General features: G+C 71.1%; 23 protein-coding genes. 8 read left to right on the top strand and 15 right to left on the bottom strand.

The window, feature by feature from the left end; genetic code table 11:
* The first annotated feature begins 18 nt into the window (after positions 1-18).
* Positions 19-1,119, top strand: a complete 1,101-nt coding sequence (locus tag ACOKM3_RS37850; RefSeq protein ID WP_426905785.1) for a sulfite oxidase — start codon at positions 19-21, stop codon at positions 1,117-1,119.
* Between the two features lie 16 nt (positions 1,120-1,135).
* Here ACOKM3_RS37850 and ACOKM3_RS37845 read toward each other — a convergent pair whose 3' ends face one another.
* A complete protein-coding gene (locus ACOKM3_RS37845; protein ID WP_426905784.1) occupies positions 1,136-2,167 on the bottom strand; it encodes a LacI family DNA-binding transcriptional regulator in 1,032 nt (343 codons plus the stop codon).
* 230 nt (positions 2,168-2,397) lie between these two features.
* Here ACOKM3_RS37845 and ACOKM3_RS37840 point away from each other — a divergent pair, with 230 nt between their 5' ends.
* Positions 2,398-3,096, top strand: coding sequence for a ThuA domain-containing protein (locus ACOKM3_RS37840; RefSeq protein WP_426905783.1), 699 nt, complete (start codon positions 2,398-2,400; stop codon positions 3,094-3,096).
* Positions 3,081-4,211 (top strand): Gfo/Idh/MocA family protein, encoded by a 1,131-nt coding sequence (locus tag ACOKM3_RS37835; RefSeq protein ID WP_426905782.1) that lies wholly within the window; start codon positions 3,081-3,083, stop codon positions 4,209-4,211. Before ACOKM3_RS37840 ends, ACOKM3_RS37835 begins: the two co-directional genes overlap by 16 nt.
* Before the next feature lie 16 nt (positions 4,212-4,227).
* Here ACOKM3_RS37835 and ACOKM3_RS37830 read toward each other — a convergent pair whose 3' ends face one another.
* From ACOKM3_RS37830 to ACOKM3_RS37800, 7 genes are all read right to left on the bottom strand, one after another.
* Positions 4,228-5,319, bottom strand: a complete 1,092-nt coding sequence (locus tag ACOKM3_RS37830) for an LLM class flavin-dependent oxidoreductase (protein WP_426905781.1) — start codon at positions 5,317-5,319, stop codon at positions 4,228-4,230.
* A 101-nt stretch (positions 5,320-5,420) separates the two neighbouring features.
* Positions 5,421-6,617: an SfnB family sulfur acquisition oxidoreductase gene (locus ACOKM3_RS37825; protein ID WP_426905780.1), complete on the bottom strand. Its 1,197-nt coding sequence runs from the start codon at positions 6,615-6,617 to the stop codon at positions 5,421-5,423.
* Positions 6,614-7,171 (bottom strand): NADPH-dependent FMN reductase, encoded by a 558-nt coding sequence (ssuE, locus tag ACOKM3_RS37820; protein ID WP_426905779.1) that lies wholly within the window; start codon positions 7,169-7,171, stop codon positions 6,614-6,616. Before ssuE ends, ACOKM3_RS37825 begins: the two co-directional genes overlap by 4 nt.
* 57 nt (positions 7,172-7,228) lie before the next feature.
* Positions 7,229-8,362 carry a dimethylsulfone monooxygenase SfnG gene (sfnG, locus tag ACOKM3_RS37815; RefSeq protein WP_426905778.1) on the bottom strand — a complete coding sequence of 378 codons (1,134 nt, stop codon included), beginning with the start codon at positions 8,360-8,362 and terminating at the stop codon, positions 7,229-7,231.
* A gap of 181 nt (positions 8,363-8,543) precedes the next feature.
* The gene (locus tag ACOKM3_RS37810; RefSeq protein WP_353962433.1) at positions 8,544-8,624 is read right to left on the bottom strand and encodes a putative leader peptide; all 81 of its coding nucleotides are present in this window, start codon (positions 8,622-8,624) and stop codon (positions 8,544-8,546) included.
* Between the two features lie 92 nt (positions 8,625-8,716).
* Positions 8,717-10,000, bottom strand: coding sequence for a sulfite oxidase (locus ACOKM3_RS37805; RefSeq protein ID WP_426905777.1), 1,284 nt, complete (start codon positions 9,998-10,000; stop codon positions 8,717-8,719).
* A 129-nt stretch (positions 10,001-10,129) separates the two neighbouring features.
* Positions 10,130-10,204: a putative leader peptide gene (locus tag ACOKM3_RS37800; RefSeq protein WP_426906999.1), complete on the bottom strand. Its 75-nt coding sequence runs from the start codon at positions 10,202-10,204 to the stop codon at positions 10,130-10,132.
* Between the two features lie 230 nt (positions 10,205-10,434).
* On the opposite strand from ACOKM3_RS37800, the gene ACOKM3_RS37795 reads away from it, so the two are divergent.
* On the top strand, positions 10,435-11,652 hold the full coding sequence (locus ACOKM3_RS37795; RefSeq protein ID WP_426906998.1) for an FAD-dependent monooxygenase: 1,218 nt from the start codon (positions 10,435-10,437) through the stop codon (positions 11,650-11,652).
* A 403-nt stretch (positions 11,653-12,055) separates the two neighbouring features.
* Here the strand turns inward: ACOKM3_RS37795 and ACOKM3_RS37790 are convergent, their stop codons facing one another.
* Positions 12,056-12,730 carry a DUF4232 domain-containing protein gene (locus tag ACOKM3_RS37790; protein ID WP_426905776.1) on the bottom strand — a complete coding sequence of 225 codons (675 nt, stop codon included), beginning with the start codon at positions 12,728-12,730 and terminating at the stop codon, positions 12,056-12,058.
* Positions 12,731-13,017: 287 nt separating this feature from the next.
* Between ACOKM3_RS37790 and ACOKM3_RS37785 the strand changes: the two genes are divergently transcribed.
* The gene (locus ACOKM3_RS37785; RefSeq protein WP_426905775.1) at positions 13,018-14,166 is read left to right on the top strand and encodes an NAD(P)/FAD-dependent oxidoreductase; all 1,149 of its coding nucleotides are present in this window, start codon (positions 13,018-13,020) and stop codon (positions 14,164-14,166) included.
* 45 nt (positions 14,167-14,211) lie between these two features.
* On the opposite strand, the gene ACOKM3_RS37780 is transcribed toward ACOKM3_RS37785, so the two are convergent.
* The 3 genes from ACOKM3_RS37780 to ACOKM3_RS37770 form a co-directional block, all read right to left on the bottom strand.
* A complete protein-coding gene (locus ACOKM3_RS37780; protein WP_426905774.1) occupies positions 14,212-15,249 on the bottom strand; it encodes an NAD(P)/FAD-dependent oxidoreductase in 1,038 nt (345 codons plus the stop codon).
* Between the two features lie 92 nt (positions 15,250-15,341).
* Positions 15,342-15,731 carry a cupin gene (locus ACOKM3_RS37775; RefSeq protein WP_426905773.1) on the bottom strand — a complete coding sequence of 130 codons (390 nt, stop codon included), beginning with the start codon at positions 15,729-15,731 and terminating at the stop codon, positions 15,342-15,344.
* Positions 15,728-15,904, bottom strand: coding sequence for a hypothetical protein (locus ACOKM3_RS37770; RefSeq protein ID WP_426905772.1), 177 nt, complete (start codon positions 15,902-15,904; stop codon positions 15,728-15,730). Before ACOKM3_RS37770 ends, ACOKM3_RS37775 begins: the two co-directional genes overlap by 4 nt.
* A gap of 111 nt (positions 15,905-16,015) precedes the next feature.
* Here ACOKM3_RS37770 and ACOKM3_RS37765 point away from each other — a divergent pair, with 111 nt between their 5' ends.
* A complete protein-coding gene (locus ACOKM3_RS37765; RefSeq protein ID WP_426905771.1) occupies positions 16,016-16,684 on the top strand; it encodes a TetR/AcrR family transcriptional regulator in 669 nt (222 codons plus the stop codon).
* Between the two features lie 30 nt (positions 16,685-16,714).
* Here the strand turns inward: ACOKM3_RS37765 and ACOKM3_RS37760 are convergent, their stop codons facing one another.
* On the bottom strand, positions 16,715-18,703 hold the full coding sequence (locus ACOKM3_RS37760; protein WP_426905770.1) for a glycoside hydrolase family 3 protein: 1,989 nt from the start codon (positions 18,701-18,703) through the stop codon (positions 16,715-16,717).
* A 336-nt stretch (positions 18,704-19,039) separates the two neighbouring features.
* Here ACOKM3_RS37760 and ACOKM3_RS37755 point away from each other — a divergent pair, with 336 nt between their 5' ends.
* The gene (locus ACOKM3_RS37755) at positions 19,040-20,584 is read left to right on the top strand and encodes an FMN-binding glutamate synthase family protein (RefSeq protein ID WP_426905769.1); all 1,545 of its coding nucleotides are present in this window, start codon (positions 19,040-19,042) and stop codon (positions 20,582-20,584) included.
* Between the two features lie 110 nt (positions 20,585-20,694).
* On the opposite strand, the gene ACOKM3_RS37750 is transcribed toward ACOKM3_RS37755, so the two are convergent.
* Positions 20,695-21,912: an alpha-hydroxy acid oxidase gene (locus tag ACOKM3_RS37750; protein WP_426905768.1), complete on the bottom strand. Its 1,218-nt coding sequence runs from the start codon at positions 21,910-21,912 to the stop codon at positions 20,695-20,697.
* A gap of 329 nt (positions 21,913-22,241) precedes the next feature.
* On the opposite strand from ACOKM3_RS37750, the gene ACOKM3_RS37745 reads away from it, so the two are divergent.
* Positions 22,242-23,576: an NAD-dependent succinate-semialdehyde dehydrogenase gene (locus ACOKM3_RS37745; protein WP_426905767.1), complete on the top strand. Its 1,335-nt coding sequence runs from the start codon at positions 22,242-22,244 to the stop codon at positions 23,574-23,576.
* A gap of 119 nt (positions 23,577-23,695) precedes the next feature.
* Here ACOKM3_RS37745 and ACOKM3_RS37740 read toward each other — a convergent pair whose 3' ends face one another.
* Entirely contained in the window at positions 23,696-24,883 is a 1,188-nt protein-coding gene (locus tag ACOKM3_RS37740) for a putative T7SS-secreted protein (protein WP_426905766.1), read from the bottom strand.
* Between the last annotated feature and the right edge of the window lie 5 nt (positions 24,884-24,888).

Raw genomic sequence — 24,888 nt, 5'->3', positions numbered from 1 at the left:
CGCGCCGACGCTGAGAGCATGACGACAACCGACACGGCAGTCAGCGCAGTGCCCGGAGTGGTCAAGCCGACCTCCGACAAACTCATGGAGGACACCGGCACCGGTCTGGACTTCGGTACCCGAGCGGACCGGATGCCCGGCCATCTGACCCCCAACGACCGCTTCTTCGTCCGCAGCCACTCCCCCACGCCGAGGATCGACGCCAAGGAGTGGTCCCTGCGGATCGAGGGCGATGCCGTGCGGTCGCCCGTCACCTTCGGCTACGACGATCTGTGGCGGGCGTTCCCGCTGGTCTCCGTCACGCGCACGATCGAGTGCGCGGGCAATCGCCGTGTGCTGTTCGGCCGGCAGCACGGTCGGCGCATCGCGGGGACGCCGTGGGGCCGCGGCGCGGTCAGCACCGCCGAGTGGACCGGCGTACGGCTCCGTGACCTGCTGGAGGCGGCACGCCTGAGCCCGGACGCGCACGACGTCATGCCGGTGGCGCTCGACGAGTGCGGCGCCCGGCGGCCCATGCCCCTGGACAAGGCGCTGGCCGACGACACCCTGCTCGCCCTCGCCATGAACGGCGAGCCGCTGCCGCCCGACCACGGCTACCCGGCCCGGGTCGTGGTCTCCGGCTGGCTGGGGGCGGCCAGCATCAAGTGGGTCGGCCGCATCGAGGTGTCCCGCAGACCGATCCACGTGCCCTGGAACACTGAGGACTACGTCCTCATCGGCCCCGACCACCCGGCGCACGGCCCCGTCCTGGGCACCCCCATCAACGAACTCCCGGTGACCAGCCTGGTGGAACTCGACTGGCCCGCACACCTGAAGCCGGTGCCCCAGCTCGTACGCGGTCGGTCGTTCGCCGGGGAGCAGCGCATCGCCTCGGTGGCGTACAGCATCGACCGGGGCCCCTGGCACGAGGCCCGGCTCACCGGCTCCCGGGAGGCGGGCGCCTGGACCCGCTGGCACTTCACGTGGAACCCCGCCCCGGGCGAGCACACCATCGCGATCCGCGCCACGGACGACACCGGCCGCACCCAGCCGTCCCACGTCCCGTGGAACCGCCTCGGCTACCTCAACAACCAGATCCTCGACCACCCCGTGCAGGTGGCGGGAGAGATCAGCGCCTGAAGCGCAACCCAACTCCTCACTCCAGCGCGGCCGTTGACTCCCGTACGACCAGTTGCGTCGCCAGCTCCACCCGATGCGTGTCGGGCTGCTCGCCCCGTGCCTGGCGCAGGACGGCGCGCAGGGCCGCGCGGCCCATCTCCTGGAGGGGCTGGGCGACGGAGGTCAGGGCGGGGACGGAGTCCCGGGCCAGGGCCGTGCCGTCGAAGCCGACGAGGCTCAGGTCCTCCGGGACCCGGATGCCGCGCCTGCGGGCCTCGCGGAGCACGCCGACGGCGATCGCGTCGTTGCCCGCGAAGACCGCGGTCGGCGGGCGCGTACGGGACAGGAGGGTGCTCAGCCCTTCGGCGCCGCACTCGGGGCGGAAGCGGCCGTGCAGGACGAGGCCCGGGTCGGCCTCGATGCCGCGCGAGGCGAGCGCGGACAGATAGCCGTGCAGGCGCGCCTGGTTGCACTCGATGGTCTCCGGGCCGCCGAGGTAGGCGATGCGGCGGTGGCCGAGGTCCAGGAGGTGTTCGGTGGCGGCCTTGCCTCCCGCCCAGTTGGCGGCCCCCACGCTGACGACGTCGGCGGGCGGCGGGTTGTAGGAGTCGATGACCACGACGGGGATGTGCCGGCGGAGGAAGGCGGCGAGTCCTGACTCGCCGTAGGCCGAGGTCACGACGATGACCCCGGCACGGCCTTCGTTGATGATGCGCTGCGCCTTGCGGCCGAGGCCGGGTTCGGTGGTGCGCTGTCGTCCTGTGGTGCTGACGACGACCTCGACGCCGGCGCTCGCGGCGTGGTCGAGGATGCCGTTGAGCAGTGCCGAGGGGTACGCGGAGTCGATCGCCTCGAAGGCGACCTCGACGACGTCCGGCCCCGAGGGCGCCCGGCGCTGGGACGGCGAGCGGTAGCCGGCCTCCTCGAGTGCGGCCAGCACCTTCGCGCGGGTCTCGTCGGCCACGTCCGCCCGGCCGTTGACGACCTTGGACACCGTCGCCGTGGAGACTCCGGTGCCGCGCGCGATGGCGGCCAGGGTCGGCTTGGCCGAGGAGGGCGGGAGCGGCACGGGGCCTCCTGAGTATCGAAACATTTTCGGTGACGGCAGCTTGGGGCGCGGCGTCATCGGCGTCAACCCCGGGCGCCAAATCTTCTCTGTGCGCGGCCTCTTGACCGCCTCCGTCACCACTTCTACGGTTCCAGGGTCTCGAACAATCTTCGAAATATTTCGGTCCCGTCCCTCAACGCCGAGGAACGGACGAACATGGCCGCGGGGCCCGCACCCGGCAAAGGAGATCTGTGACCACCGCCAAGAAGGCACTCGTCGTACGCGGAGGCTGGGACGGGCACCAACCCGTCCAGGCCACCGACCTGTTCATCCCGCACCTGAAGGCCAACGGCTACGACGTACGCATCGAGGACTCGCCCAAGGTCTACGCCGACCCGGCGTACATGGCCGGCGTGGACCTGGTGATGCAGTGCATGACGATGTCCACGATCGAGCGGGAGGAGTTCGCGGGGCTGCGCACGGCCGTCGAGAACGGGACCGGGCTCGCCGGATGGCACGGCGGGATCGCCGACTCCTACCGGAACACCGCGGACTATCTGCACCTCATCGGCGGCCAGTTCGCCTGCCACCCCGGCAAACACCCCGACGAGCGCAAGGGCGAGCAGGCGGACAACTACGTCCCGTACACGGTAAACATGCTCCCGGTCGCGGCCGAACACCCCATCACGGAGGGCATCGAGGACTTCGACCTCGTCACCGAGCAGTACTGGGTCCTCGCCGACGACTACATCGACGTGCTCGCCACCACCACGCAGAAGATCCGCGCCTGGGACCCGTGGCACCGGGAGGTCACTTCGCCGGCCATCTGGACGCGGAGGTGGGGCAAGGGCCGCATCTTCGTGTGCACACCGGGACACCACGTCGAGGACCTCGAGCACCCGAGCGTGCGCACCATCGTCGAGAGGGGCCTGCTGTGGGCAAGCCGTTGAACGTGGGCAGGCCGTTGAACGTCGGCATCATCGGGTGCGGGACGATCGTGGGCCAGTACCTGGCCAGTCTGCGCAGGCTCGCCGACATCGAGCTGGTCGCCGTGGCGGATCTGGACGCGGACCGGGCGCGCGCGGTGGCGAAGGAGTGGGACGGGGACGTACGCGCGGTCCCCGTCGACGAGTTGCTCGCATCCGACGACGTGGACCTCGTCCTCAACCTCACGATCCCCGCCGCGCACGCCGAGATAGCCCTCAAGGCGATCGCGGCAGGCAAGCACGTGTACGGCGAGAAGCCGCTCGCGGCCACCACGGACGAGGCCCGCCAGGTGCTGGAGGCCGCGCGGCAGGCGGGCGTCGTCGTCGGCTGCGCGCCGGACACGGTGCTCGGCACCGGCATCCAGACCGCGCGCAAGGCCATCGACGACGGACTCATCGGCCGCCCGGTCGCGGCCACGGCCACGATGGTGACCCCCGGCCACGAACGCTGGCACCCCGCCCCGGACTTCTACTACGCGCCGGGCGGCGGCCCGCTCCTCGACATGGGCCCGTACTACATCACGGCCCTGGTCACCCTCCTCGGACCGGTCACCTCGGTGATCGGCGCCGCGAGTCATCCCCGCTCCGAGCGGGAGATCGGGAGCGGCCCGCGGGCCGGTGAGCGGGTGCCGGTCGAGGTCGACACCCATGTCACGGGGGTGCTGGTGCACGAGTCCGGCGCGCTTTCGACGCTCGTGGTGAGCTTCGACGCGGTCGCGACACACTCCTCGAACATCGAGGTCCACGGGCCTCAGGGGTCCCTCGCGGTCCCCGACCCGAACCACTTCGCCGGCGACACACGCCTGTTCCGCCTCGGCGCCGAGACCTGGGAAACCCTCCCGGTCTCCGCCGGCTACAGCGACTCGGGCCGCGGCTACGGCATCGCCGATCTGGCCGCCACGCCCCCGACGCACCAGCCGCGTGCGTCGGGCACGCTGGCGTACCACGTGCTCGACATCATGGAGTCCCTGCTCGCCTCGGCGGCAGGCGGCAGCTCCGTCACGGTGTCGAGCCGCGCACCGCGTCCGGCGCCGGTGCCGCTCGCCGACCTGTCGCGTACGGGGGTGGGCGCGCCCTAGCCGGAGCCGATCGGGGTCAGACGCGCACGGGCTCATCGACGACCGGTGGCGCCGGGAGCACGGGCTCCCAGGCGAACGGCGGGTCGGGGAGCTCGGGCCGGAGCACCGAGGCGACCTCGGACTGGAACAGTTCGAGGGAGTCGCGGTGCTGAGTGTCCGTCAGTCCGCCGCCGTCCGCGTGCAGATGCAGCACCGAGTGCCCGAACCGCTCGTGGTAGCGGTGCACCTTCTCGATGATCTGTTGCGGGCTGCCGATCAGGGCCGAGCTGCGTTCGACGAAGTCCTCCACGGTCTCGAAGACCACCGGGAGCCCGGACTGCCGCTGGAACGCCAGCGTCGACTCGAAGATCGGCCGGTAGACCTTCACCGCCTCCTGGGAGGTGCGGGCCACGTACAGCCCGGCCGTACCGGCGCCGACGGCGATCTTGGCCGGGTCGTGGCCGTAGTGCTCCCAGCGCTCGCGGTAGTGGCGGATCAACTCGGCGTACGGCTCGATGGGGTTGGTGACGTTGGCCGAGAACAGCGGGTCGCCGTAGCGGGCCGCGAGGTCCACGGACTCCTTGCTGGTGGCGCTGCCGTGCCAGACCCTGACCGGCTGCTGGTACGGCCGCGGCCACACCTCGGCATCGGTCAGCGGCGGGCGGAACCGGGTCGCCGCGGTGACCTTGTCCTGCCGCCAGAGCTTGCGGAACACCTCGTAGCTCTCGGCGTTGCGGTCCCACTGATCCTCGGGCGTGACGTGGAACAGCTCGCGCTGGGCCGTCCCGTTGCCCTTGCCGATGATCAGGTCGAGGCGCCCGTCGGAGAGATGGTCGAGCGTGGCGTAGTCCTCGTAGGCACGCACGGGGTCGAGGAGGCTGAGCGTGGTCACCGCCGTGAAGAGGCGGATGCGTCTGGTCAGCGCGGCGATGTGGCTGAGCACGACGGTCGGCGAGGAAGAGATGAACGGCCGCTCGTGCCGCTCCCCCACACCGAACCCGTCGAACCCCAACTCCTCGGCGAGTACCGCGTGTTCGAGCACCTCGCGGAACCGGTCGTGGGTCGGCTTCTGGATGCCGGTGACCGGGTCGGGCCGGTGGGTGATCAGGGTGATGGCGAGGAACTTCATGAGGCCACCTGCTCGCCGCGCAGGTCGGTGGTCGTGGGCCAGGGGAAGGTGAGGGACACAGGGGTTCTCCGATCGGGGGCGCCTGTGATAGCGAGCCGTTGTCACAGCAGGCCGTGCCGGGGCGGACGGGTCCGGTTGAGTACGTAGCGGCCGACGTGCTGGACCTTCCAGCGGCCCGGATCGTGCAGGGTGTGAGTGCGGGCATCACGCCAATGGCGGTGCAGATCAAGAGAGTTGAGGGCCGAACGGGTGCCGGAGACCTCGAAGAGGGCGCTGGCCGTCTCCACGGCGGTCTCGGCCGCCGTGACCTTCGCCGCGGCCACCGCGATCGACGCCTCCGCCGCCGTGTCGTCGGTGAGGCCGGCGCGGGCGGCGTCCACGGACCTGGCCGCGGCGGCGAGCAGCGCATCCGCGGCCCGTACCCGGATGGCCAGTTCACCGAATCGCTGGATCAGCAGCGGGTCGTCGGCGGCGGTCGCGTGCCCCTCGTCGACGCTCTCGAACCAGGGACGGCTCTTGGTGCGGACGAACTCCACCGCCTCCCCCAGCGCGCCGGAGGCGATCCCGGCATCGATGGCGGCGTGCAGCAACTGGGCCACCGCGCCGTGCAGTTGCGGCCCCTGGAACGTGAGGTGGTGGGGCACGACCCGGTCGGCCGGCACGGGCACCGACTCCAGGCGGACGGTTCCGCTGGCGGTGGTGCGCTGCCCCATGCCGTCCCAGTCGTCCACCACCGTGAGACCGGGCGCATCCCGCGGCACGTACGCCACGTGCAGGGTGTCGTCGTCCGCGCGGGCGAGGACGGGGATCCAGTGGGCGAACAGCGCCCCGGTGGAGTAGTGCTTGACGCCGTCGAGGACGTACGCCCCGTCCGGCCCTCGCGCGAGCCGGGTGCGGATGTCCTGAACGTGCCGGGTGCCCGCCTCGGACTGGGCGTTGCCGAACCGCTTCCCCCGCAGCACCTCGCCGAAGAAGAACTCCTGCTGCTCGCGCGCGCCTTGCCGGCGCAGCACGTTGACGTACACGAAGTGGCTCTGCGGGATCTGCGCCAGGCTGGCGTCGGCGGCGGCGAGCAGCCGGAAGATCTCCGCGAGCGTCTCGGTACGGATGTCCGCGCCGCCGAACTCCTCGGGCACCGTCACACCGAGCAGCCCGGAGGCCGAGAGCCGTTCCAGCTCCGCGCGCGGGAGCCTGCGCGACGTGTCCCGCTCGACGGCCTCCTTGCGGAATTCCGCGGCGAGTTCGGCGGCGACGGCCAGGGCCTCGGCGTCGTCGGCGAGCACGGTCGCGGCGCTCATCCGGTGGCCGCGAGGAGCTTCGTGCGGCCGCCCAGCGCGGCGGAGAACTGGTCGGTGACCTGGGCCAGTGCCTCCGCCGAGCCGGGCGCCACGGTCAGCGTGCCGTCGTCGCCCACCTTGATGTCCTTGTCGAGGGTGAACCAGCCCGGCGTGATGTGCGCGGGCCCCATGGAGGAGAGGACCGGACGCAGGGCGTAGTCGATCGCCAGCACATGGGCGGTGGAGCCGCCGGTGGCCAGCGGGAGCACCGTCTTTCCGGCCAGCGCGTACTGCGGGAGCAGGTCGAGGAGCGACTTCAGCAGCCCCGAGTAGGCGGCCTTGTAGACCGGCGTGCCGACCACGACTCCGTCCGCCCGCTCGAACAGGGCGGTGGCCTCGACGATCGCGGGATGCCGGAAGTCGGCGTGGAGCAGGGCTTCGGCCGGGATCGTACGCACGTCGAGCGGGATCACCTCGTGCCCCTGACCGGCGAGCCGGGTGTCGAGTGCGCGTAGGAGACGGGCGGTGCGGGAGGTGGGGGACGGACTGCCGGAGACGGACAGGACGGTGGCCATGGGGCCTTCTTTCTGGGTTCGGGACGGCCGCGAAGGGGCGGGCGGAGGCGGTGGGGGTCAGGCGTGGGCCGGGACGGACTCGGCGTCCGCGTCGGCGGCCTGCGCCTCCAGTTCACGTACGAGGGGCAGCACGCGCCTGCCGAAGTACTCGACCTCTTCCTTGTAGTGCAGGAAGCCGAGCAGGAGGAGGTCGACGCCGAGCCGCTTGTAGGCGACGATGCGCTCGGCGATCTGCTCGGGTGTGCCGATCAGTCCCGTACGGAAGCCGTCGTTGTACTGGACGAGGTCATCGAAGGTGGAGTCCTGCCACATGCCCTTGCCGTCGGCGCTGGAGCGGCCGGCCTGCTGGACGGCGTCGCGGAATCCGTGGACGGCCTCGGTGTCCGCCTTGGCGACGATCTCGCGGAGGGTCTCGCGGGCCTCGGCCTCGGTGTCGCGGGCGATGAGGAAGCCGTTGAGCCCGAACTTCGGTGCTGTGCGGCCCACTTGGGCGGCTGACGCACGGACGTCGTTGATCTGCTCGGTGACTCCGTCGAAGTCCTTGCCGTTGCTGAAGTACCAGTCGGAGACGCGGCCCGCCATGGCGCGGGCGGCGGTGGAGTTGCCGCCCTGGAAGATCTCCGGGTTGGGCCGCTCGGGGGTGTTCAGGGGCTTGGGCTTCAGGGAGAAGTCACGCACCCGGTAGAAGTCCCCGGCGAGTTCGACGTGGTCCTCGGTCCAGATGGCCCGCAGGGCGCGGATGAACTCCTCCGCGCGGCGGTAGCGCTCGTCGTGCTCCAGCCACGGTTCGCCGAGAGCCGTGAACTCGCCCTTGAACCAGCCGGACACGACGTTGACGGCGAAGCGGCCGTTCGACAAGTGGTCGGCGGTGGCGCCGAGTTTGGCGAGGACACCCGGGTGCCACAGGCCGGGGTGGACGGCGGCGATGACCTTGAGCCGCTCGGTGGCGAGCAGCAGCGCGAGGCTGAAGCTGGTCGACTCGTGCTGGAACTCGGCGCCGTAACTTGCCATGTAGCGGACCTGGCTGAGGGCGTAGTCGAAACCGTTGTTCTCGGCGAGCACGGCCAGTTCGCGGTTGTACTCGTAGCCCCAGTCGGTGCGTTGCTCGATGGTGCTGGTGACGAGGCCACCGCTCACGTTCGGCACCCAGTAGGCGAAGCGGACGGGGTCGGTTCCCGGTGGTACAGGCATGGGGGTCTCCTGGCGAAGGCGCGCACGGAAGAGACACGTGCGCTGGCAGGCACAAGGGTTCGGTGGCCCGGATCGGGGCGCACGGGGGGCGACGTTCCCGGAAGAGGGACGTCAGCGGGTGGAATCCGCGGCGGGGGGGAAGGGGAGCGACGCGTGTGCGAAGGCTTTCGCGGGGGTGCGCTCAGACCCGACAACGACAGAAGGAGCTGGAGACACGCGCGAGATCGACGTGGCGTCGCTGCGTGAGGTCCTGTCGCTTCATGTCCTCGATCAAAGCAGCGGGATGTCCGGCCGGTCAACAGCGCCCGGACCGGATTCCACATTCTGAGAGATTCTGAGAGCCGGAAGTCGCCGTCACACCACTGTGACCGGATGCCGGACCACCGCGTCGAAGAGGTACCCCTGTGTGTTGGGCACCGCGACGTCCGGCTGACTGCGGCCCGCGGTATCGGTGGCTCGGGCCAGGACATGGGTGGCGCCGGGGGTGTCGGGCTTCCAGGGCACGGACCAGCGGGTCCAGGTGCCCGCGCGGGGCCGGTCGTGCAGCCGGGCGGGCCGCCAGTTGGCCCCGCCGTCGGTACTGACATCGACCCGCGCGACGCCGCCCGCGCCCGACCAGGACCGGCCGTGCAGCACCTGTCCCTCGCCCAGCGGGAACCGGGCGCCGCTCGCCAGCTCGAAGGCGCTCTTGATGGTCTGCCGGGTCAGCGGCGCGCTGCCGTTCTCCGGGTGGCCGGGGCCGAACAGCCGGTAGAAGGTGGTGTTCCACGGTGAGAACAGCGGCTGCGCGGACACCTCGATGTCACCGACCCACTTGATCGAGGCGATCCCCACCCACGAGGGGACCAGCACGCGCACCGGATGGCCGTGGTCGTACGGCAGCGGCTCGCCGTTCATCTCGTACGCGAGCAGGACGTCGTCCAGCGCCTTGGCCAGCGGCAGCGGACGCCGCACCCGGCCGAGGTTCTCCCCTTCGCTGACGTACTCGGCGTCCAGCCCACGCGGTTGTACGTCGACGGCGCGCGACGACAGCCCCGCCTTCCGCAGTACGTCGCCCAGGCGCGCCCCGCGCCATCGGGCGACGCCGACCGCGCCCAGTGTCCACGGGGTCCCGGTCACCGTCTCGCCCTGCTGGGACGTGTAATAGCTGCGCCCGTTCCCGGCGCACTCGACGAACGCGGTCCGGGTGACGGCGGGCAGGGCCCGCAGATCGTCGTAGCCGAACTCCACGGGCCTGTCCTCGCCGTGCGCGCCCCGCAGCCCGCTGCCCCACAGCCGCAACCGCCAGTCGTCTGCGTCCAGGACGGGCGTTGCGGTGTGATTGCGGACGAAGAACCGCTCGTTGGGCGTGAGATGGCCGGTCCCGCGCAGCGCCTCCCAGCGGGTCTCGGCGTTGGTGCCGCGCTGGATGAACCACTCGGGCGGCAGCGGTTTCACGATGGGCGCGTCGGCGGCGTGGGCGGGACGCGGGGTGGGGAGCGCGGTGGCGGCGGCGGTGGCGGCGAGCAGGGTGAGCAGCCGGCGGCGGCTGACCCCGTCCGCACGGGCGTCCCCGGCCAGCCACTGACGCAGCCTGCGCCGGTCGTAGGCGGTTTCGTCGAGGCGGGGTGCGGGGTGGGGCACGGCGGATTCAGGCATGGCGGGTCCTCGTGATCAGCGGGTGGGGCGGCGGCGCGCGGGACGTCCGGCCGCTGGACCTGCACACCCAACAGGGCTTCCGTATACGGCAGTTGGGAACCGGCCCGCGGCGGCGAGTGATCAGTCGGATTACCGACACAGCGCGGCAGCGACGCGGACGAGGTCCACGGCGCGGCGACGCGTCAGAGGCTCCAGCGGAGGCATGGCGCGATGCAAGCACGCGGGGCGAGAGGGTGTCAACGACGCCTCGTCTCAAGGTGGTTGAGCGTCGGTGGAGCGGACGGCGGGGCGCGGCACCACGGTCACGCCCCCGGCCGCCGACGGGCCTCGGCGTGTCCCGGCCCCCGCACCCTCCCCGCTGGCATCATGACGCCAGTGCGTCACGCGGAACCGGCGACGTACCCAGCCGATGGACGAACCACGGGGGCGTGGACATGCATGGCGGCAAGGTCGCGATCGTAGGCGGAAGCATCGCGGGATGCGCGGCGGCGCTCGCGCTGCGGCGTGGCGGGGCCGACGAGGTCACCGTGTACGAGCGCGCGGCGGGCCGCCTGGCCGACCGTGGCGTCGGCCTCGCCATGCACAACGCCCGTTACGCCGAACTGGAGTCGGCCGGCCTCGTCGACGCGTCGATGCCGTACCACCAGGTCGCCCGTCGCCGCTGGTACGTGCGGGACGACGCGGCGGCGAGCGGCCCGCTGGGGCGCGAGCTCGCGGTGCTGCCGTTCCCGTTCCGCACCTACAACTGGGGCCCGCTCTGGCGGGAGTTGCGCGGTCGGGTGCCCGAGGCGGTCGACTTCCGGCACGGCTCGACGGTCGAGGCGGTCGAGGTGACGCCGGATGGCGCCGCGGTGCACGCGGACGGGCGCACCGAGCGCTACGACGTGGTGATCGGTGCGGACGGTTACCGGTCGGCGGTCCGCGCGGCCGTGCACCCCGACGTCCGGCCGGGGTACGCCGGATACCTGGCCTGGCGCGGCGCCTACCCGTCGGACCGGTTGCGCGATCCCGACCTGTGGGCCGAGGACGAGTGCGTGTACGTCGTCTTCCCGGGCGGACACCTCGTCACGTACCGCATCCCGGACGGCGTCCAGGGCGGTCACCGGGTCAACTGGGTTCTGTACACGGCCCCGCCACCCGGACTCGACCAGGGCCTGCAGACCCCCACGACCCTGCCTCCGGGCACGGCGGGCGACGGTCTCCGCGCCCATCTCGCTTACGTGGCCGATGAGTTGTTGCCCACGTTCTGGGGTGACGTGGTGCGGGCGACGACACACGACGAGCTGTTCCTGCAGCCCCTCTACGACTTCACGGCGCCGCGTTACGCGGTGGGCAGGGCGCTGCTGATGGGCGACGCCGCCACGGTCGCCCGCCCGCACACGGGCGCGGGCGCCGTCAAGGCGCTGCAGGACGCCATGGCCCTCCAGTCGGCCCTGACCTCCGCGTCCACCTGGCCGGAGGCCCTGTCCGCGTACGACGCCGACCGCGCGCCCACCGGGCGGGTCATGGTCGACCTCGGCCGGCGCCTCGGCCGTGGCCTGGTCCAGGAGACCCCGGACTGGCGGTCCCTCGACCAGGCGGGCCTGGAGGCGTGGTGGCAACGGGCGGACGGGACGGGGGCGTTCGGCGGGGCGCCCCAGGCGCGTACGTGAACACATTTCGGGCATGCAAGAAGCAGCGACTGCCGCCGGACCGAACACCCCGGCGGGACGCCGCCGAGCGTGGGGGAGGGAAGCTCCCCTTCCCTCCCCCACGCGGACGCCCTGCACGGGGCGGAGAGCACGGGAGGCCGCTCCGCACAGCACATGACAGGGCGTGAGCTGGGGCCGCCGAAGGTCGGCGACGCGGCCCCAGCGGCCTGCGGTCTGCACAAAGGGGCCCGGGGACAGGGGGCCGTGGCGGCGCGCAACCGCGACCGCCGCAACCGAACGTACAACCCTTACCCAGAGTTCGTCAGGTCTTCCGCCAGACAACCCGCACGCGGAGTCGTACTCCCGGCTCGTCCTCGGGCCCGTCCGCCCGCCGCGCGAAGAAGCCCGGGCCCCGGACGTACGGTCAGCTGTCCCCGCCCTGCCCCGCGCTGCCCATCGGACCGACCTTGACGGCGGAACCGGAGCCGTCGGTGACCGGCAGGCTGGCGCCGCCCGGCCACGCCAGGGAGAACGACTTCGTCTCGTCGGGCGGGGTGACTACCAGCGTGCTGACCTTGACGCCGGAGCCGCCCGAGTCGTTGATCGGGTAGGTGACACCGAAGAACACCGACTTGCCGCTCTCCAGGGTCATCGGCGTGGACTCCTGACCGCTGCGCTGCGCGGACAGGTCCCCCTCGCTGGTCTTCAGGTCGACGCCGGCGTATCCGGACAGGACGCAGCCCTGGTCGCCGCGGTTCTTGAACTCGACCGCGACCGTGCCCTCCGTGTCCCCGCCGACGGTGGCGTCCGCCGCGGTGATGTCCAGGTCGTCGGTGCGGCACTTCTCGGCCCCGGTGTTCGCGTCGGAACCGCTGCCGCCGGCCGTGCCCTGCCCGTCCCCTTCGCCGCCCTCGCCCGTGGAGTCCGTCCCGCCGCCCTGCTCCGAACCGCCGCCCGTGGACGAGGCGGAGGAGGACGCGGAGGACTCCGACGACGAGCCGCCCTGTGCCACGTCGTCGCCGTTGCAGGCCGTCAGCGACAGTCCCGCGGCGACGGCCAGGGCGGCGAAGGTGAGCTTGCGAACGCTGCGAACACGCATGGATTCTTCCTCGGTCTTGGTGGGAGGTGGGAGGTGGCCGACCGCTCGGGCCGAGTCGGTACGAGCGGCCGTCTCTGATCACCAGGACCCCACCGACCGGGCGAACCGTTCCGCCCACGTTCCCCCTAAGACATGGCTGTTACGTACACGCGGTTGCACGACGGGTGCGACCACGGGCCCCAGGCCGCGGAGGGCCCGGCGAGAGCGGGGTTCCCGCGCCCCCTGCCTCGCCGGTACGCGGCCGTCATCCGCCGGGACAGACTCGTGACCCGGAAGATCTTGACCACATGACCGGCTCCATACATGAGTGGCGTCGCGGTCGCCTGGGAGTCGAAGTTCCGGTGGGAGACGCGGGAGGAGTACCTGGGTCACCGGGACCCCCAGGGCCTGGCCCGGTTCCACCGCTGCGGCAAGGTCATGCTGGACGTACCGCTGCTGCCACGCCAGAAGATGACCGCCCTCTTCAACCGCGCTGGTGTCCCCTACGAGGGGTGGGACACCGAGACGCTCGCGCGGCGGGTGCGCGGCTTGGACACCGGCTCGTACTTCCCGCCCAAGCCCGTGCACCGCGAGGAGTTCTTCGGCGATCCGCACGGCAGCCTGGGGGCCGTCTACACCCCGATGCCGGATACGTGAACGACCCCCGCCTGGCCGCGGCCAACCTGGCGGCCGCCGCAGCGCATCGGGGCGCCCGCTTCGCCTTCAGGCAACGGGTCACGTCGCTCACCCGCGCAGGAACCGTCTGGCGCGCGACGATCGACGGCCGGGACCCCGTAGAGGCCCCCGTCGTCGTGAACGCCGCGGGACCGCGGTCGAGCGCCGTGAAAAGGATGGTCGGCGCCACGGACGACTTCACCATCGGCGTGGCCCCGATGCGCCAGGAAGTGCACCACGTACCCGCCCCGTCCCAACTCCTTGCGCCGGACGCCGAGTTCTTCGTCATCAGCGACATGGACCTGGGCACGTACATGCGCCCCGAGACCGGCGGGAACCTGCTCGTAGGCGGCACCGAGCCGGAGTGCGATCCGCTGGAGTGGATCGAGGATCCGGACGCCGCGAACCCGCACCCCACCGTGGCGCGCTTCGAGGCCCAAGTCACCCGCGCCGCCCGGCGCTTCCCCGACCTCACCGTCCCGAACCGCCCCCAGGGCGTCGCCGGCGTGTACGACGTCGCCGACGACTGGACGCCCATCTACGACAAGACGGCCCTGCCGGGCTTCTACGTCGCCATCGGCACCAGCGGCAACCAGTTCAAGAACGCGCCGATCATCGGCTCCCTCATGGACCGGATCATCGACTCCGTCGAGAACGGCCACGATCACGACGCCGACCCGGTCCACTACACCTGCCCACACGCCGGCCACGACGTCGACCTGGGCACCTTCTCCCGAAAGCGCGAGGCCAACACCGAATCATCGGGCACGGTCCTGGGGTAGTCACGCGCCGGGCGCCAGGCGGATCCCTCGCACGCCGGGACCATGTCACTTCATCCGCGGCCGACAACGACGCAGCTCGGCCACCCCTTCACCGTTCACGATCTCGTCCGCGACGAGCCGCCCGACGGTGGGCGCCAGGGTGACACCGGAGTGCATGACGGCAACGTAGGCGGACCGGTCCCTCGTCACGTATCCGATGAGGGGGCCATGCGCGGGCATGGGACGGCTGCCGGTGCGGTGGCCGAGCAGCCGACACCGGTCGCCGCCACGGAAGGCCGTCTGCACATGCCGGAACGCGTCGTGCACGGCCCGCTCACGTGCCGCTCGCCCGGGAACGCACGGCAGTGCGAGCAGAAGCTCCCCGTCACGCACCTCCCGGACCTCGAAATCGGGGCTCACCGCGATGGTCCTGACCAGTCCGGGCGGTGCGCTGACACGCACCAGGGTGGCCGGGGAGGCACCGACGGGCAGGTCGGCCGGCAACGGTGCGCAGATCTTCGCAACGCCGGTCCCCGCAGCGACCACGACAGTGCCGGCGGCCCGCGCCCCGACCGACGACAGCACCCCCACGACACGTTCACCGGACAACTGCAGCGCGCTGACGGCCGTTTCGTAACGCACGATCGCTCCGTGGGCAGTGGCCCCGGCGAGGAGGGCGCGGGTCAACGCCGGGGCATCGACACCGATGTCGCTGGGAACGTGAACGGCCCGCTCCGGAGGATCCCGGAGGTTCGGCTCCAGGGCGGCGAGGTCCCTCGCCCCGATACGGAACCGCCCTGACTCCAGCCGCGACGCCTCGGTCGGCTCACCTCCCCAATGCACCGATCCGGTACGCCGGACGGTGAAGCTCGGCAGTTCGCCCTCCAACCGCCGGTAGTCCGCCAGCACGTACTCACGCAGCTCTCGCGCCCCACCGGGCCAGTCACCACCCGCCCCACCGACCCAGGCGAAGGAGTCCCCGGTCACCCCGGTGGCCGGCTCCGCCCCCTGCTCGAGCACGGTGACCGGAACACCCCGACGGGCCAGGTGGTATGCCACCGAGGCCCCGACAATGCCCGCACCGAGCACAACAACGGCTGCCATGAAGTCCTTTGCGATAGCCCGTGCGCCCGCCCGGTCCGGAGCCGCGGCCGCACAGACACAGTCGGGCGGCAATGGATCAGACCGCAACAGATTTACAGCGCAGTGCGCCTTTCGAGGCGGGTGTTCTTGCGGAGGGTGATCGACATCAGGTCGCTGGGTGCGTCCAGTTCGAGGCGGTGCCAGCGACCGCGGGGGACGACCGCAGCGGTGCCCGCCTGCAACTGGACCATGTCCTCGGTACCGACCCCGTCGGGGCGGAAGTACAGGCGGACACCCCCGGTCAGACAGCACACCGCCTCCTCGGCCTCCGGGTGCATCTCCCAGTGGTCGGCGTGGACGTCGGCGTCGGTCTCGACGTGGAACGTGGCGATCTGCCAGGCGCCGGAGTCGCCGCCGGCCATCTGCCGTTCGGCGGCTTGGACAGCGCCGTCGGCGCTGAAGCGCAGGGCCGAGGTGAACAGGTCGATGCTGGTGGTTGTCATGACGGGGTTCCTTCCAACTTCTGTGCGGGGGCGGTGGGTTGTGGAGGTCGCACGACGACGCGGCGGCGTGGCAGCACACCGATGGCCACGACCGCCGCCAGCAGGAGGACGGCAGCGGCCAGGGCCAGGCCCAGGGCATAGCCGTCGTTGAGCGCGGCGGGCCCCGTGCGCACGTACCCGTCCGGGGCCTAGCACCACTCCGGGCCTCCCCGTGGGTTTCTGTACATGTAAGAAAAGATAGCGCCGAGGGTCGTCCCTGTCGACTCCTGGGGGATGATGGGGGCATGCAGCAGCCGTCAACACCGCGCAAAACCCCGGGCCGGCCTCCCCGTATCTCTCGTGACGAGATCATCGGGACAGCTCGCCGGATCGTGACCGAGGAAGGCGTGCGCAAACTGACCATGCGTCGGCTGGCCGGCGAGATCGGCAGTACGCCGATGGCGCTCTACCACCACGTGCGCGACAAGGAAGAACTGCTCGTCCTGCTGCTGGACGACTACGCGGCGCGGGCGCTGACCCGCCCCGAACTTCCCGCCCGCCCGCGCGAGCGGGTCGTTGTCGCCGCCGCGGCGATCCACGAGGCACTCGCTGCCTGCCCGTGGATCGTGGAGGTGTTGACCGCCGACGACTTGATGTCCATGTCCGCGCTGTGGTTCGTCGAGCAGATCGTCGACGGCCTGGTCGAGTGCGGCCTCTCCCTCGACCAGGCCGTGCACGGCTACCGCGCGATCTGGTACTACACCGCGGGCGAAATCGTGATCAGGACGACGGCGGCCCGGCGTCGCGCCGACGACGACCGTACGACCTACCGGGAACAGGTCTTCGCCGATCTCGACCCGAGCGAACTGCCGCGCTTGGCGCAGGCCGCGGACCTCTGGGCGCCCCTGACCGCGAAAGACACTTACAAGGACGGTCTACGAGCCCTGGTGGACGGACTTACCGTCAGTCGTTGACGAGACCCGCTGCCGATGCGGCCGGCCCCGTCACCGGTACCTGAGTCCGAACCCCCGCTCGTACAGCGGATGCGCCGTGTCGTCGGGTACGTCGCCCCGCTGCGCCTCCACCTCCTTCATCGAGGACGGCAGCTCGAAGGGGAGTCTGCCGTTCGGGGTCCGGGCGCCGAAGATCGTGTCGAGCAGGACGGTGTCGGAGACGCCGAAGTTGGCCAGGACCGCGTCGGCGGTGCGGGTGATGTTGGTCAGGATCAGGGGGCGGGTCAGTTTGGGGACGGCGACCGTCGGGGTGCCGGTGGACGCGGCCTTGCGCAGGGCCTGGTACGCGGGGTCGGAGGTGGGGAATTCCAGGCCCGTGAGGTCGGAGCCGGCCCTGGGGTCCGCGAGTCGGACCACCGCCAGGTCGGCGTCGGCCGGGTCGTCGACCACCTTCAGGCCGCGTGCCTTCGCCTCGTCGGCGGAGACGCCGTGCAGGTAGACGGTGCGGACCCGGTCGCCGCGCGCGGGCAGGGTTCGGTCGCTGTTCTTGAGGAGGGTGAGGGAGTCGGACTGGGCCTTGTCACCAATCGCCTGGAATGCGGCGTTGCCGACCAGGCGTCCGGCCGCCTCTTCGTTCACGTACGGGTGCTCGAACAGGCCGAGGCGGAATTTCTGCTCCAGCACGCGGCGGGCCGCCTCGTTCACCCGCTGCTCGCCGACCAGCTTCTGCCGTACGGCCTGGACGACGTACGAGGGTTGGTCGCTGCCGCCGATCTGGTCGACGCCGGCGTTGAGAGTGAGCGCCGTGCGCTGGAGGATCGATCGGGTCTCGACGCCCCACGGCATGCCGACGCCCCACGGTCCGATGAAGGACGCCGGGGGCCGGTTGTCGAGGCACTGCTGCGGGCAGTCGCCGGTGATGCCCCAGTCCGAGACGATGACACCGTCGAACTTGTAGGTGCCGCGCAGAAAGTCGTTCAGGAGGTACGAGTTGAAGCCCGCGCCGACCTGGTCCAGCTTGTGGCCCTTGTACGTGAGGTCCTTGAGGATCGAGTACGTGGGCATGATGCCGGAGGTGTGCGCGGCGAACGCGCCCTTGAACGGCGTGATGTGGTCGGCGAAGTTCTTGCCGGGGAACGTGGCGTAGCGGCCGTAGTAGTAGTGGCTGTCGTAGCCGTTCGCCTGGGCGCCGTAGCCCACCCAGTGTTTCGTGACGGTGGCCGCGCTGTCGGGGCCGAGGCCGTCGGCGCCGTGCTGCATTCCCTTGACGTAGGCGTTCACTTGGCGGCCCGCGCTCTCCGGGTCCGAGCCGAAGGTGCCGTCGATGCGGGTCCAGCGGGGCTCGGTGGCTATGTCGGCCTGCGGCGACAGGCCTTCGGTGATGCCCACGGCGCGGTACTCGCGGCGGACGATGTCACCGAGCCGCCCGGTGAGCCGGGTGTTGTGGGCGGCGGCGATGCCGATGGCGTCGGGCATGGCCGTCGTGCCCGCGCCGGCGACGGTCTGGCCCTCGACCACGGAGAACCCGTTGCGCGGGTCGGTGGAGATCACGGCGGGGATGCCGAGGCGTTGCTTCTCGGCGATCGCCTGCACGCTGTTGTTGGCCGCGGCGACCTTCTCCGGGGACTTCGACAGGCGGGTGATGGCGGTGGTGACGTGGCGGTCGCCGACCAGTTGGGCCGTCGCGGCCGGGTCGTAGCCGTCGCCCGATGTGGGGAGGTTGCCGTGGACGAGGAGGCCCGCCTTCTCCTCCAGGGTCATCCGGGACAGCAGGTCGCGGGCGCGGGCGGTGGCGCTCAACCGCCAGTCCTCGTAGGGGGTGAGGCGGCCGTCGCGGTTGAGGTCGCGGAAGCGGATGCCGTCCTTGGCCAGGATCGGTACGTCGCGTGATTCCAGGCGGGGCTGAGCGGACGGTTTCCCGTGGGCGCCGGCCGGTGCGGTGAGCATGCCCGGCTGGGCGACGAGGGCGGCGACGGTGGTGACGGCGGCCCCGAGGGCCAGTCTTCGCCGGCCGCCCGTGGGGTGATTGTGTGAACGCATGCGTTCCTCTCCATCGAGGTCCACTTGAGCGCGTACAGGGCCGTGCAGGGCCTCTTGCAGCCGATTCGCCGTGTGACGGGCGGCGGCAGCGGAGGGCCACGTCTTCATGCTGTGAAGCGATAGAGCACCGGAGCGCCTTCAAAGTAGGTTGCAGGTTCAAGCAATACAAGAGCTGTGACAGGCGAAGTGCCCCGCTGACGCTCCGGCAGCTCCCCCGGGCCCGCCCTCCTTGATCCTCGACCTCTACGATCAGGTGGCGCTTCGCCGTCGAACGCCCGAGCCTCACCGGCCGAGTTCGACGTCGGGCGGTATCGGGCAGTCGAGGAGAGGAACGTCATGCGTGCTCGGAACATCGGTGCGGCGGCCGCCACCGCGTTGGCGGTGGTCGCCGCCCGCGACCTCGTGCAGAAGAAGCACGCACTGCTGCGGAACTTCCCCGTGATCGGGCACGCCCGGTACCTGCTGGAGACGATCGGCCCTGAGCTGCGCCAGTACGTCGTGACGTCCAACGACGAGGAGCGTCCCTTCAGCCGTGACCAGCGCAGCTGGATCTACGCGTCGGCGAAGGAGGAGAACAACTACTTCGGGTTCGGCACCGACAACGACGTCGAGCACGTGCAGGGCCACGCGTACGTCAAGCAGCGCACGTTCGCCGGGCCGCTCCCCGACCTGCACGACCCGCAGGCCCCGCTGCCCTCGGCGAAGGTGCTCGGCGGGCCGCGCGGGCGCGCCAAGGCGTTCCGGCCGGCGAGCGTCGTGAACATCTCGGCGATGAGCTTCGGTTCGCTGTCCGGCGCGGCGATCACGGCGCTCAACAAGGGCGCCGCGCTGGCCGGAACCATGCACAACACCGGTGAGGGCGGCCTCTCCTCGTACCACCGCAGCGGCGGTGACCTGATCCTCCAGATCGGCACGTCGTACTTCGGCTGCCGCAACGAGGACGGCACGTTCAACCTCGACAAGCTCAAGGCCGTCGTCGAGAGCGCTCCCGTCAAGGCGCTGGAGATCAAGCTCTCGCAAGGCGCCAAGCCGGGGCTCGGCGGGATGCTGCCCGGTGCGAAGGTGACCCCCGAGATCGCCGAGATCCGCGGCATCCCGGCGGGCAAGGACTGCGCCTCGCCCTCGCGGCACACCGCGTTCCACGACGTGGACTCGCTGCTGGACTTCGTTGAGCTGCTCGCCACCGAGACCGGGCTCCCGGTCGGCATCAAGAGCGCGGTCGGCGAGATGAGCTTCTGGGAGGAGCTCGCCACCCTGATGGCGCGCGGTGACCGCGGCGTCGACTTCGTGACCATCGACGGCGGGGAGGGTGGCACCGGCGCCGCTCCCCTGATCTTCAGCGACTCGGTGTCGCTGCCGTTCCGGATGGGCTTCTCGCGCGTCTACAGCACGTTCGCGGAACGTGGCCTGACCGACAAGCTCACCTTCATCGGCTCCGGCAAGCTCGGCCTGCCCGAGAACGCCGCGGTCGCCTTCGCCCTGGGCGTCGACATGATCAACGTGGCCCGCGAGGCGATGTTGTCCATAGGGTGCATCCAGGCGCAGAAGTGCCACACCGACAAGTGCCCCACCGGCATCGCCACCCAGGACCCCTGGCTGGTGCGGGGCGTGGACGCACCGTCGAAGGCCAACCGTGCCGCCATGTATCTGCGCACGCTGCGCAAGGAGTTGCTGAAGGTGTCGGGCGCGGTCGGCGTGGCCCACCCGTCGCTCATCACGCCCGACGACATCGACATCATGAACGGCGACTACGACGCCCGTACGCTGGCGAGTGTCTACGGATACAAGGCCGGCTGGGGCGAACTCGGCACGGACCTCGCCGAGGAGATCACCGCACTCCTCACCACGCAGGCTGAGCCGGAGCCCAAGCCGGGCGTCTGAGCCGGCTGTCCGAGGCTGCCCCGTACGCCTCTTCTGCGGCTGCCCGTCCGACGGTGGCCGGTGATGTCCGCCCGGATCCCCATCACCGTCACCGTCGGCGGGCCCCCGCGTCAGCCTGTATGACTCGTGCGCAGCAGATGCGGTCCGAGGTCGGCGATCGTCGCGGCCCCGATGAGCTGCATGGTCACCTCGATCTCCCTGGCGAGCAGTTCGACGGCTCGCGACACACCTTCGCGGCCGCCGGCCATCAGCCCGTACAGATAGGCGCGTCCGATGAGGGTGAAGTCGGCGCCGGCGCAGAGGGCGGCGACGATGTCGGCGCCGGACATGATGCCGGAGTCGAGGATGATCTCCACGTCCTCGCCGGCCTCTGCCCGTACCTCGGGCAGGGCGTGGAACGAGACGGGTGCGCGGTCGAGTTGGCGTCCGCCGTGGTTGGACACGACGAGGCCGTCGGCGCCCGCGTCGAGCGAGCGGCGTGTGTCCTCGGCGGTGAGGACGCCCTTGACGAACAGCTTCCCCGGCCACTGGGACCGGATCCACTCCAGGTCCTCGATCGACAGGGTCGGGTCGAACATCGAGTTGATGAGCGTCGGCAGGTCCTGGCTCGTACCGGACAGCGACGCGAAGCCGAGCGGGTCGGTGGTGAGGAAGTTGAACCACCACTCGGGCCGGTACGAGGCGTCGAGCACGGTCTTGAGGGTGAGCCTCGGCGGGATCACCATGCCGTTGCGGGCGTCGCGCAGCCGCTGCCCGGCCACCGGGGTGTCCACGGTGACCAGGAGCGTGTCGAAGCCGCTCGCCGTGGCCCGCTTCAGGAGGTCGAGCGACTTCTGCCGGTCCTTCCAGAGGTACAGCTGGAACCAGCGGCGCCCGTCCGGTGCGGTGGCGGCGACGTGTTCGAGCGAGCGGGTGCCCATGGTCGACAGGGAGAACGGAATGCCCGCCGCCGCGGCCGCCGCGGCTCCGGCGTCCTCGCCCTCGGCGTGCATGAAGCGCGTGAACCCGGTGGGCGCGATCCCGAACGGCAGTTGGGAGGACGCGCCCGCGATCCGGGTGCTCAGGTCCACCTTCTCGGTCCCGTGCAGGATGCGCGGCAGGAGCACGACGTCGTCGAACGCCCTGCGCGCCCGACGCACCGTCAACTCCCGCTGCGCCGCGCCGTCCACGTAGTCGAACGCGGGGCGGGGTGTACGTCGCCTGGCTATCGCGCGAAGGTCCCACACGTCGGCGGCCTTGCCCAGCCGGGCGGCACGCCTGTCGGGGTTGAACCCGTCGAACTTCAGCAGGGGGCGCAGCTCGGAGATCTGGGGCAGCCGGCGTTTCATGGGGTCCTCCTGCGGTGCGTGACGAATGCGGTGCTGTGCGGTCCTGCGGGCGGTCGTGGCGACGGACGCTGCACCCGTGGGTGGTGCACCCATGGACGATGCGCCCGTGGACGGCAAATTACAGGCCCATGATCCGCGGTTGCTCCCGGACGGCGCGGCGGCGGCCGTGATGGGTGGCCTCGAGTCGCCCGCCGGCGTGCACACCGCCGCGGAGCCGTAGGGTTCTCACCAGTCGGCCTCGCGGCATGTGAGGACCGCGTGCCGACCCGGGACCTGGTCCGAACGACAGGCCCTGGATCCCTGCCCCCTCGCACTCTTCTGGAGATCCGATGTACGCAGTCACCGACCCGGCCACCGGCGAGCTCGTCGAGACCTACCCCACCGCCACCGACGCCGAGGTGACCGCGGCCGTCGACGCCGCGCACCAGGCCACAGCGTGGGGGCGCACCAGCAGCGTGGCCGAGCGTGCCGCGCTGCTGCGCCGCCTCGGCGATCTGCACGCCGAGCACCGCACCGAGCTGGCGGACAGCATCGTGCGCGAGATGGGCAAGCCGCGCGACGAGGCGGAGGGTGAGGTCGACTTCTGTGTGGACATCTACCACTACTACGCCGACCACGCCGAGGAGTACCTCGCCGACGAGACGGTGAACGTGACCTCCGGTCCCGGCCGCGCGGTCGTCCGCCGCAGCCCGGTCGGCGTGCTCCTCGGCATCATGCCGTGGAACTTCCCCGCCTACCAGGTCGCCCGGTTCGCCGCCCCGAACCTCGCCATCGGCAACACCATCGTCCTCAAGCACGCCCCGCAGTGTCCCGCCACGGCGGCGCTCCTGGAGAAGCTGTGCGGCGAGGCGGGCTTCCCCGCCGGCGCGTACGTCAATGTCTACGCCACCAACGAGCAGATCGCCGATGTCATCGCCGACCCGCGCGTCCAGGGTGTCTCGCTCACCGGTTCCGAGCGGGCAGGGGCCGCGGTCGCCGAGATCGCCGGGCGGAACCTGAAGAAGGTCGTCCTCGAGCTGGGCGGTTCCGACCCGTTCGTCGTGCTGTCCGCCGACGACCTCGACGCCGTCGTGGAGTCCGCGGTCGCCGCCCGCCTCGACAACACCGGCCAGGCCTGCAACGCCGCCAAGCGCTTCGTCGTCGTCTCCGACCTGTACGACGCGTTCGTGGAGAAGTTCGCCGCCCAGCTCCTCGCACGCCAGTCCGGCGCCCCGCTGTCCTCCGTGGCCGCGGCCGACAACCTGGAGCGCCAGGTGGCGGCGGCCGTCGCCGAGGGCGCCACGCTGCACACCGAGGGCAAGCGCGACGGCGCCCACTACCCGGCGGGCGTCCTCACCGGACTGACCACCGAGCACGCCACGGCCCGCCAGGAGCTGTTCGGCCCCGTCGCCATGGTCTTCAAGGCCGCCGACGAGGACGACGCCCTGCGGATCGCCAACGACACGCCGTACGGCCTCGGTTCTTACGTCTTCACCACCGACGCCGACCAGGCCCAGCGGGTCGCGGACCGTATCGAGGCCGGCATGGTCTTCATCAACGGTGTCGGTGCCGAGGGAGCGGAGCTCTCCTTCGGTGGCGTCAAGCGCTCCGGCTTCGGCCGTGAGCTGGGCCGCCCGGGCATCGAGGAGTTCGTCAACAAGAAGCTCATCCGCACGGTCGCGTAAGCGTCAGCGCACAGCGAGGCAGACGGCGGTGGCGTCGACGGGATCGGTCCGGTCGACGCCACCGGTGCAGGGGGCACGGGACGGGCGAAGGCTGGTCCGACCAGCGCGCCCTCAGGCCCTCACGTCCCCGCCTCCACGATTCCCCCCGGTACCCGTCCCGAAAGTCCGAGACCCCAGATGAGGCCGCCGATTCCGGTGGCGAGGCCGAGGCCGTCCAGGATGCCTTCCAGGACGCCGAGCGAGGGTGCGGGGGCGGCGAGCCTGGTCTCGGTGCCGACGACCCTGGCCGCCCCCGCGAGGACGTCCAGCTCGATCTGCGGCGCGTTCACGAAGACCGCTGTCGGCTTCCACGTGAAGAGGTTCTTGATCCAGTCCCCGAATCCGACCGTCACCTTCCCCAGGCCGCCGACGCCCGCGAAATTCTTGAGGACGGAGACCCCGCCCGCGGCGAGCCCCACCGTTCCCAGGACGAGGCTCGGGATGTCCCACTTCCCTGTATCGAATCCCTTCCCGATCGTCAGGCCCAGCGAGACCGCGCCGAAGACCATCGAGCCGATCGCGAGTGCGACGCCGATCGGGCCGCTGATGAACATGGCGATGACACCGAGGACGGTCCCGATGACGGAGAAGATCGTGTTCAGGAGGTCGCCGATCCGGTCCCAGAAATTCTTGCCCTCGACCGCCTCGCCCTCGGCGTCCTCCAGCGCACGCTTGGCGACGCCCGCGTCGGACGTGCGCAGCTCCTGCGCATCCACGGCCAGCATTCGGGCGGCCTCCAGGTCCGCCTCCGCCGACTCGACGGACCGCGCGGCGTCGCCCTCCGCCTCCCGTGCGTCGGCCAGCGCGCGCCGGGCGCTGCTGCGGGCCTCCTGGTCGTCGGGCGGCGGGGCCTCCGCGCTGTCGAGGCGCTTCACATGGGCGCTCGCCGCGGCCGCCACATCGGTGGCCGAGTCGAGCCGTTCCTTCGCCTCGCGGCCCTTGTCCAGCGCCCGGTCCGCCTGGTCCTGGGTCTCCTTGAGCCGCTCTGCGTACGCGGCGACCGCGTCGGCGGCCACCTCGTAGGACGACTGGAGTTTGCCCACCTGCTTGGGCAGTTCGCCGAGTTGGGTCCGCAGCTTCTCCATGGACCGGCCCTCACCGAGCTCGTCGGAGTCCAGGCGGGCGACGACGGAGTGTGCGGACTGGGCGTCGTGGGAGATGGACCGGTACTCCGCGGCGAGCTTCTCGATGATCTCGGGCTCACCCGGTGTCGGGTCCTCCGAGAAGCCGAACACCGATTCCCAGTCGGCCAGCGGTGGCCGTGGCATGGCGG

Origin of the sequence: Streptomyces nidicola, assembly GCF_050106155.1 — a bacterium.
In the GTDB taxonomy this organism is placed as follows: Bacteria; Actinomycetota; Actinomycetes; order Streptomycetales; family Streptomycetaceae; genus Streptomyces.
Note: the sequence above shows the minus strand (reverse complement) of the source record. Positions and strands in the feature narration are given on the sequence as shown.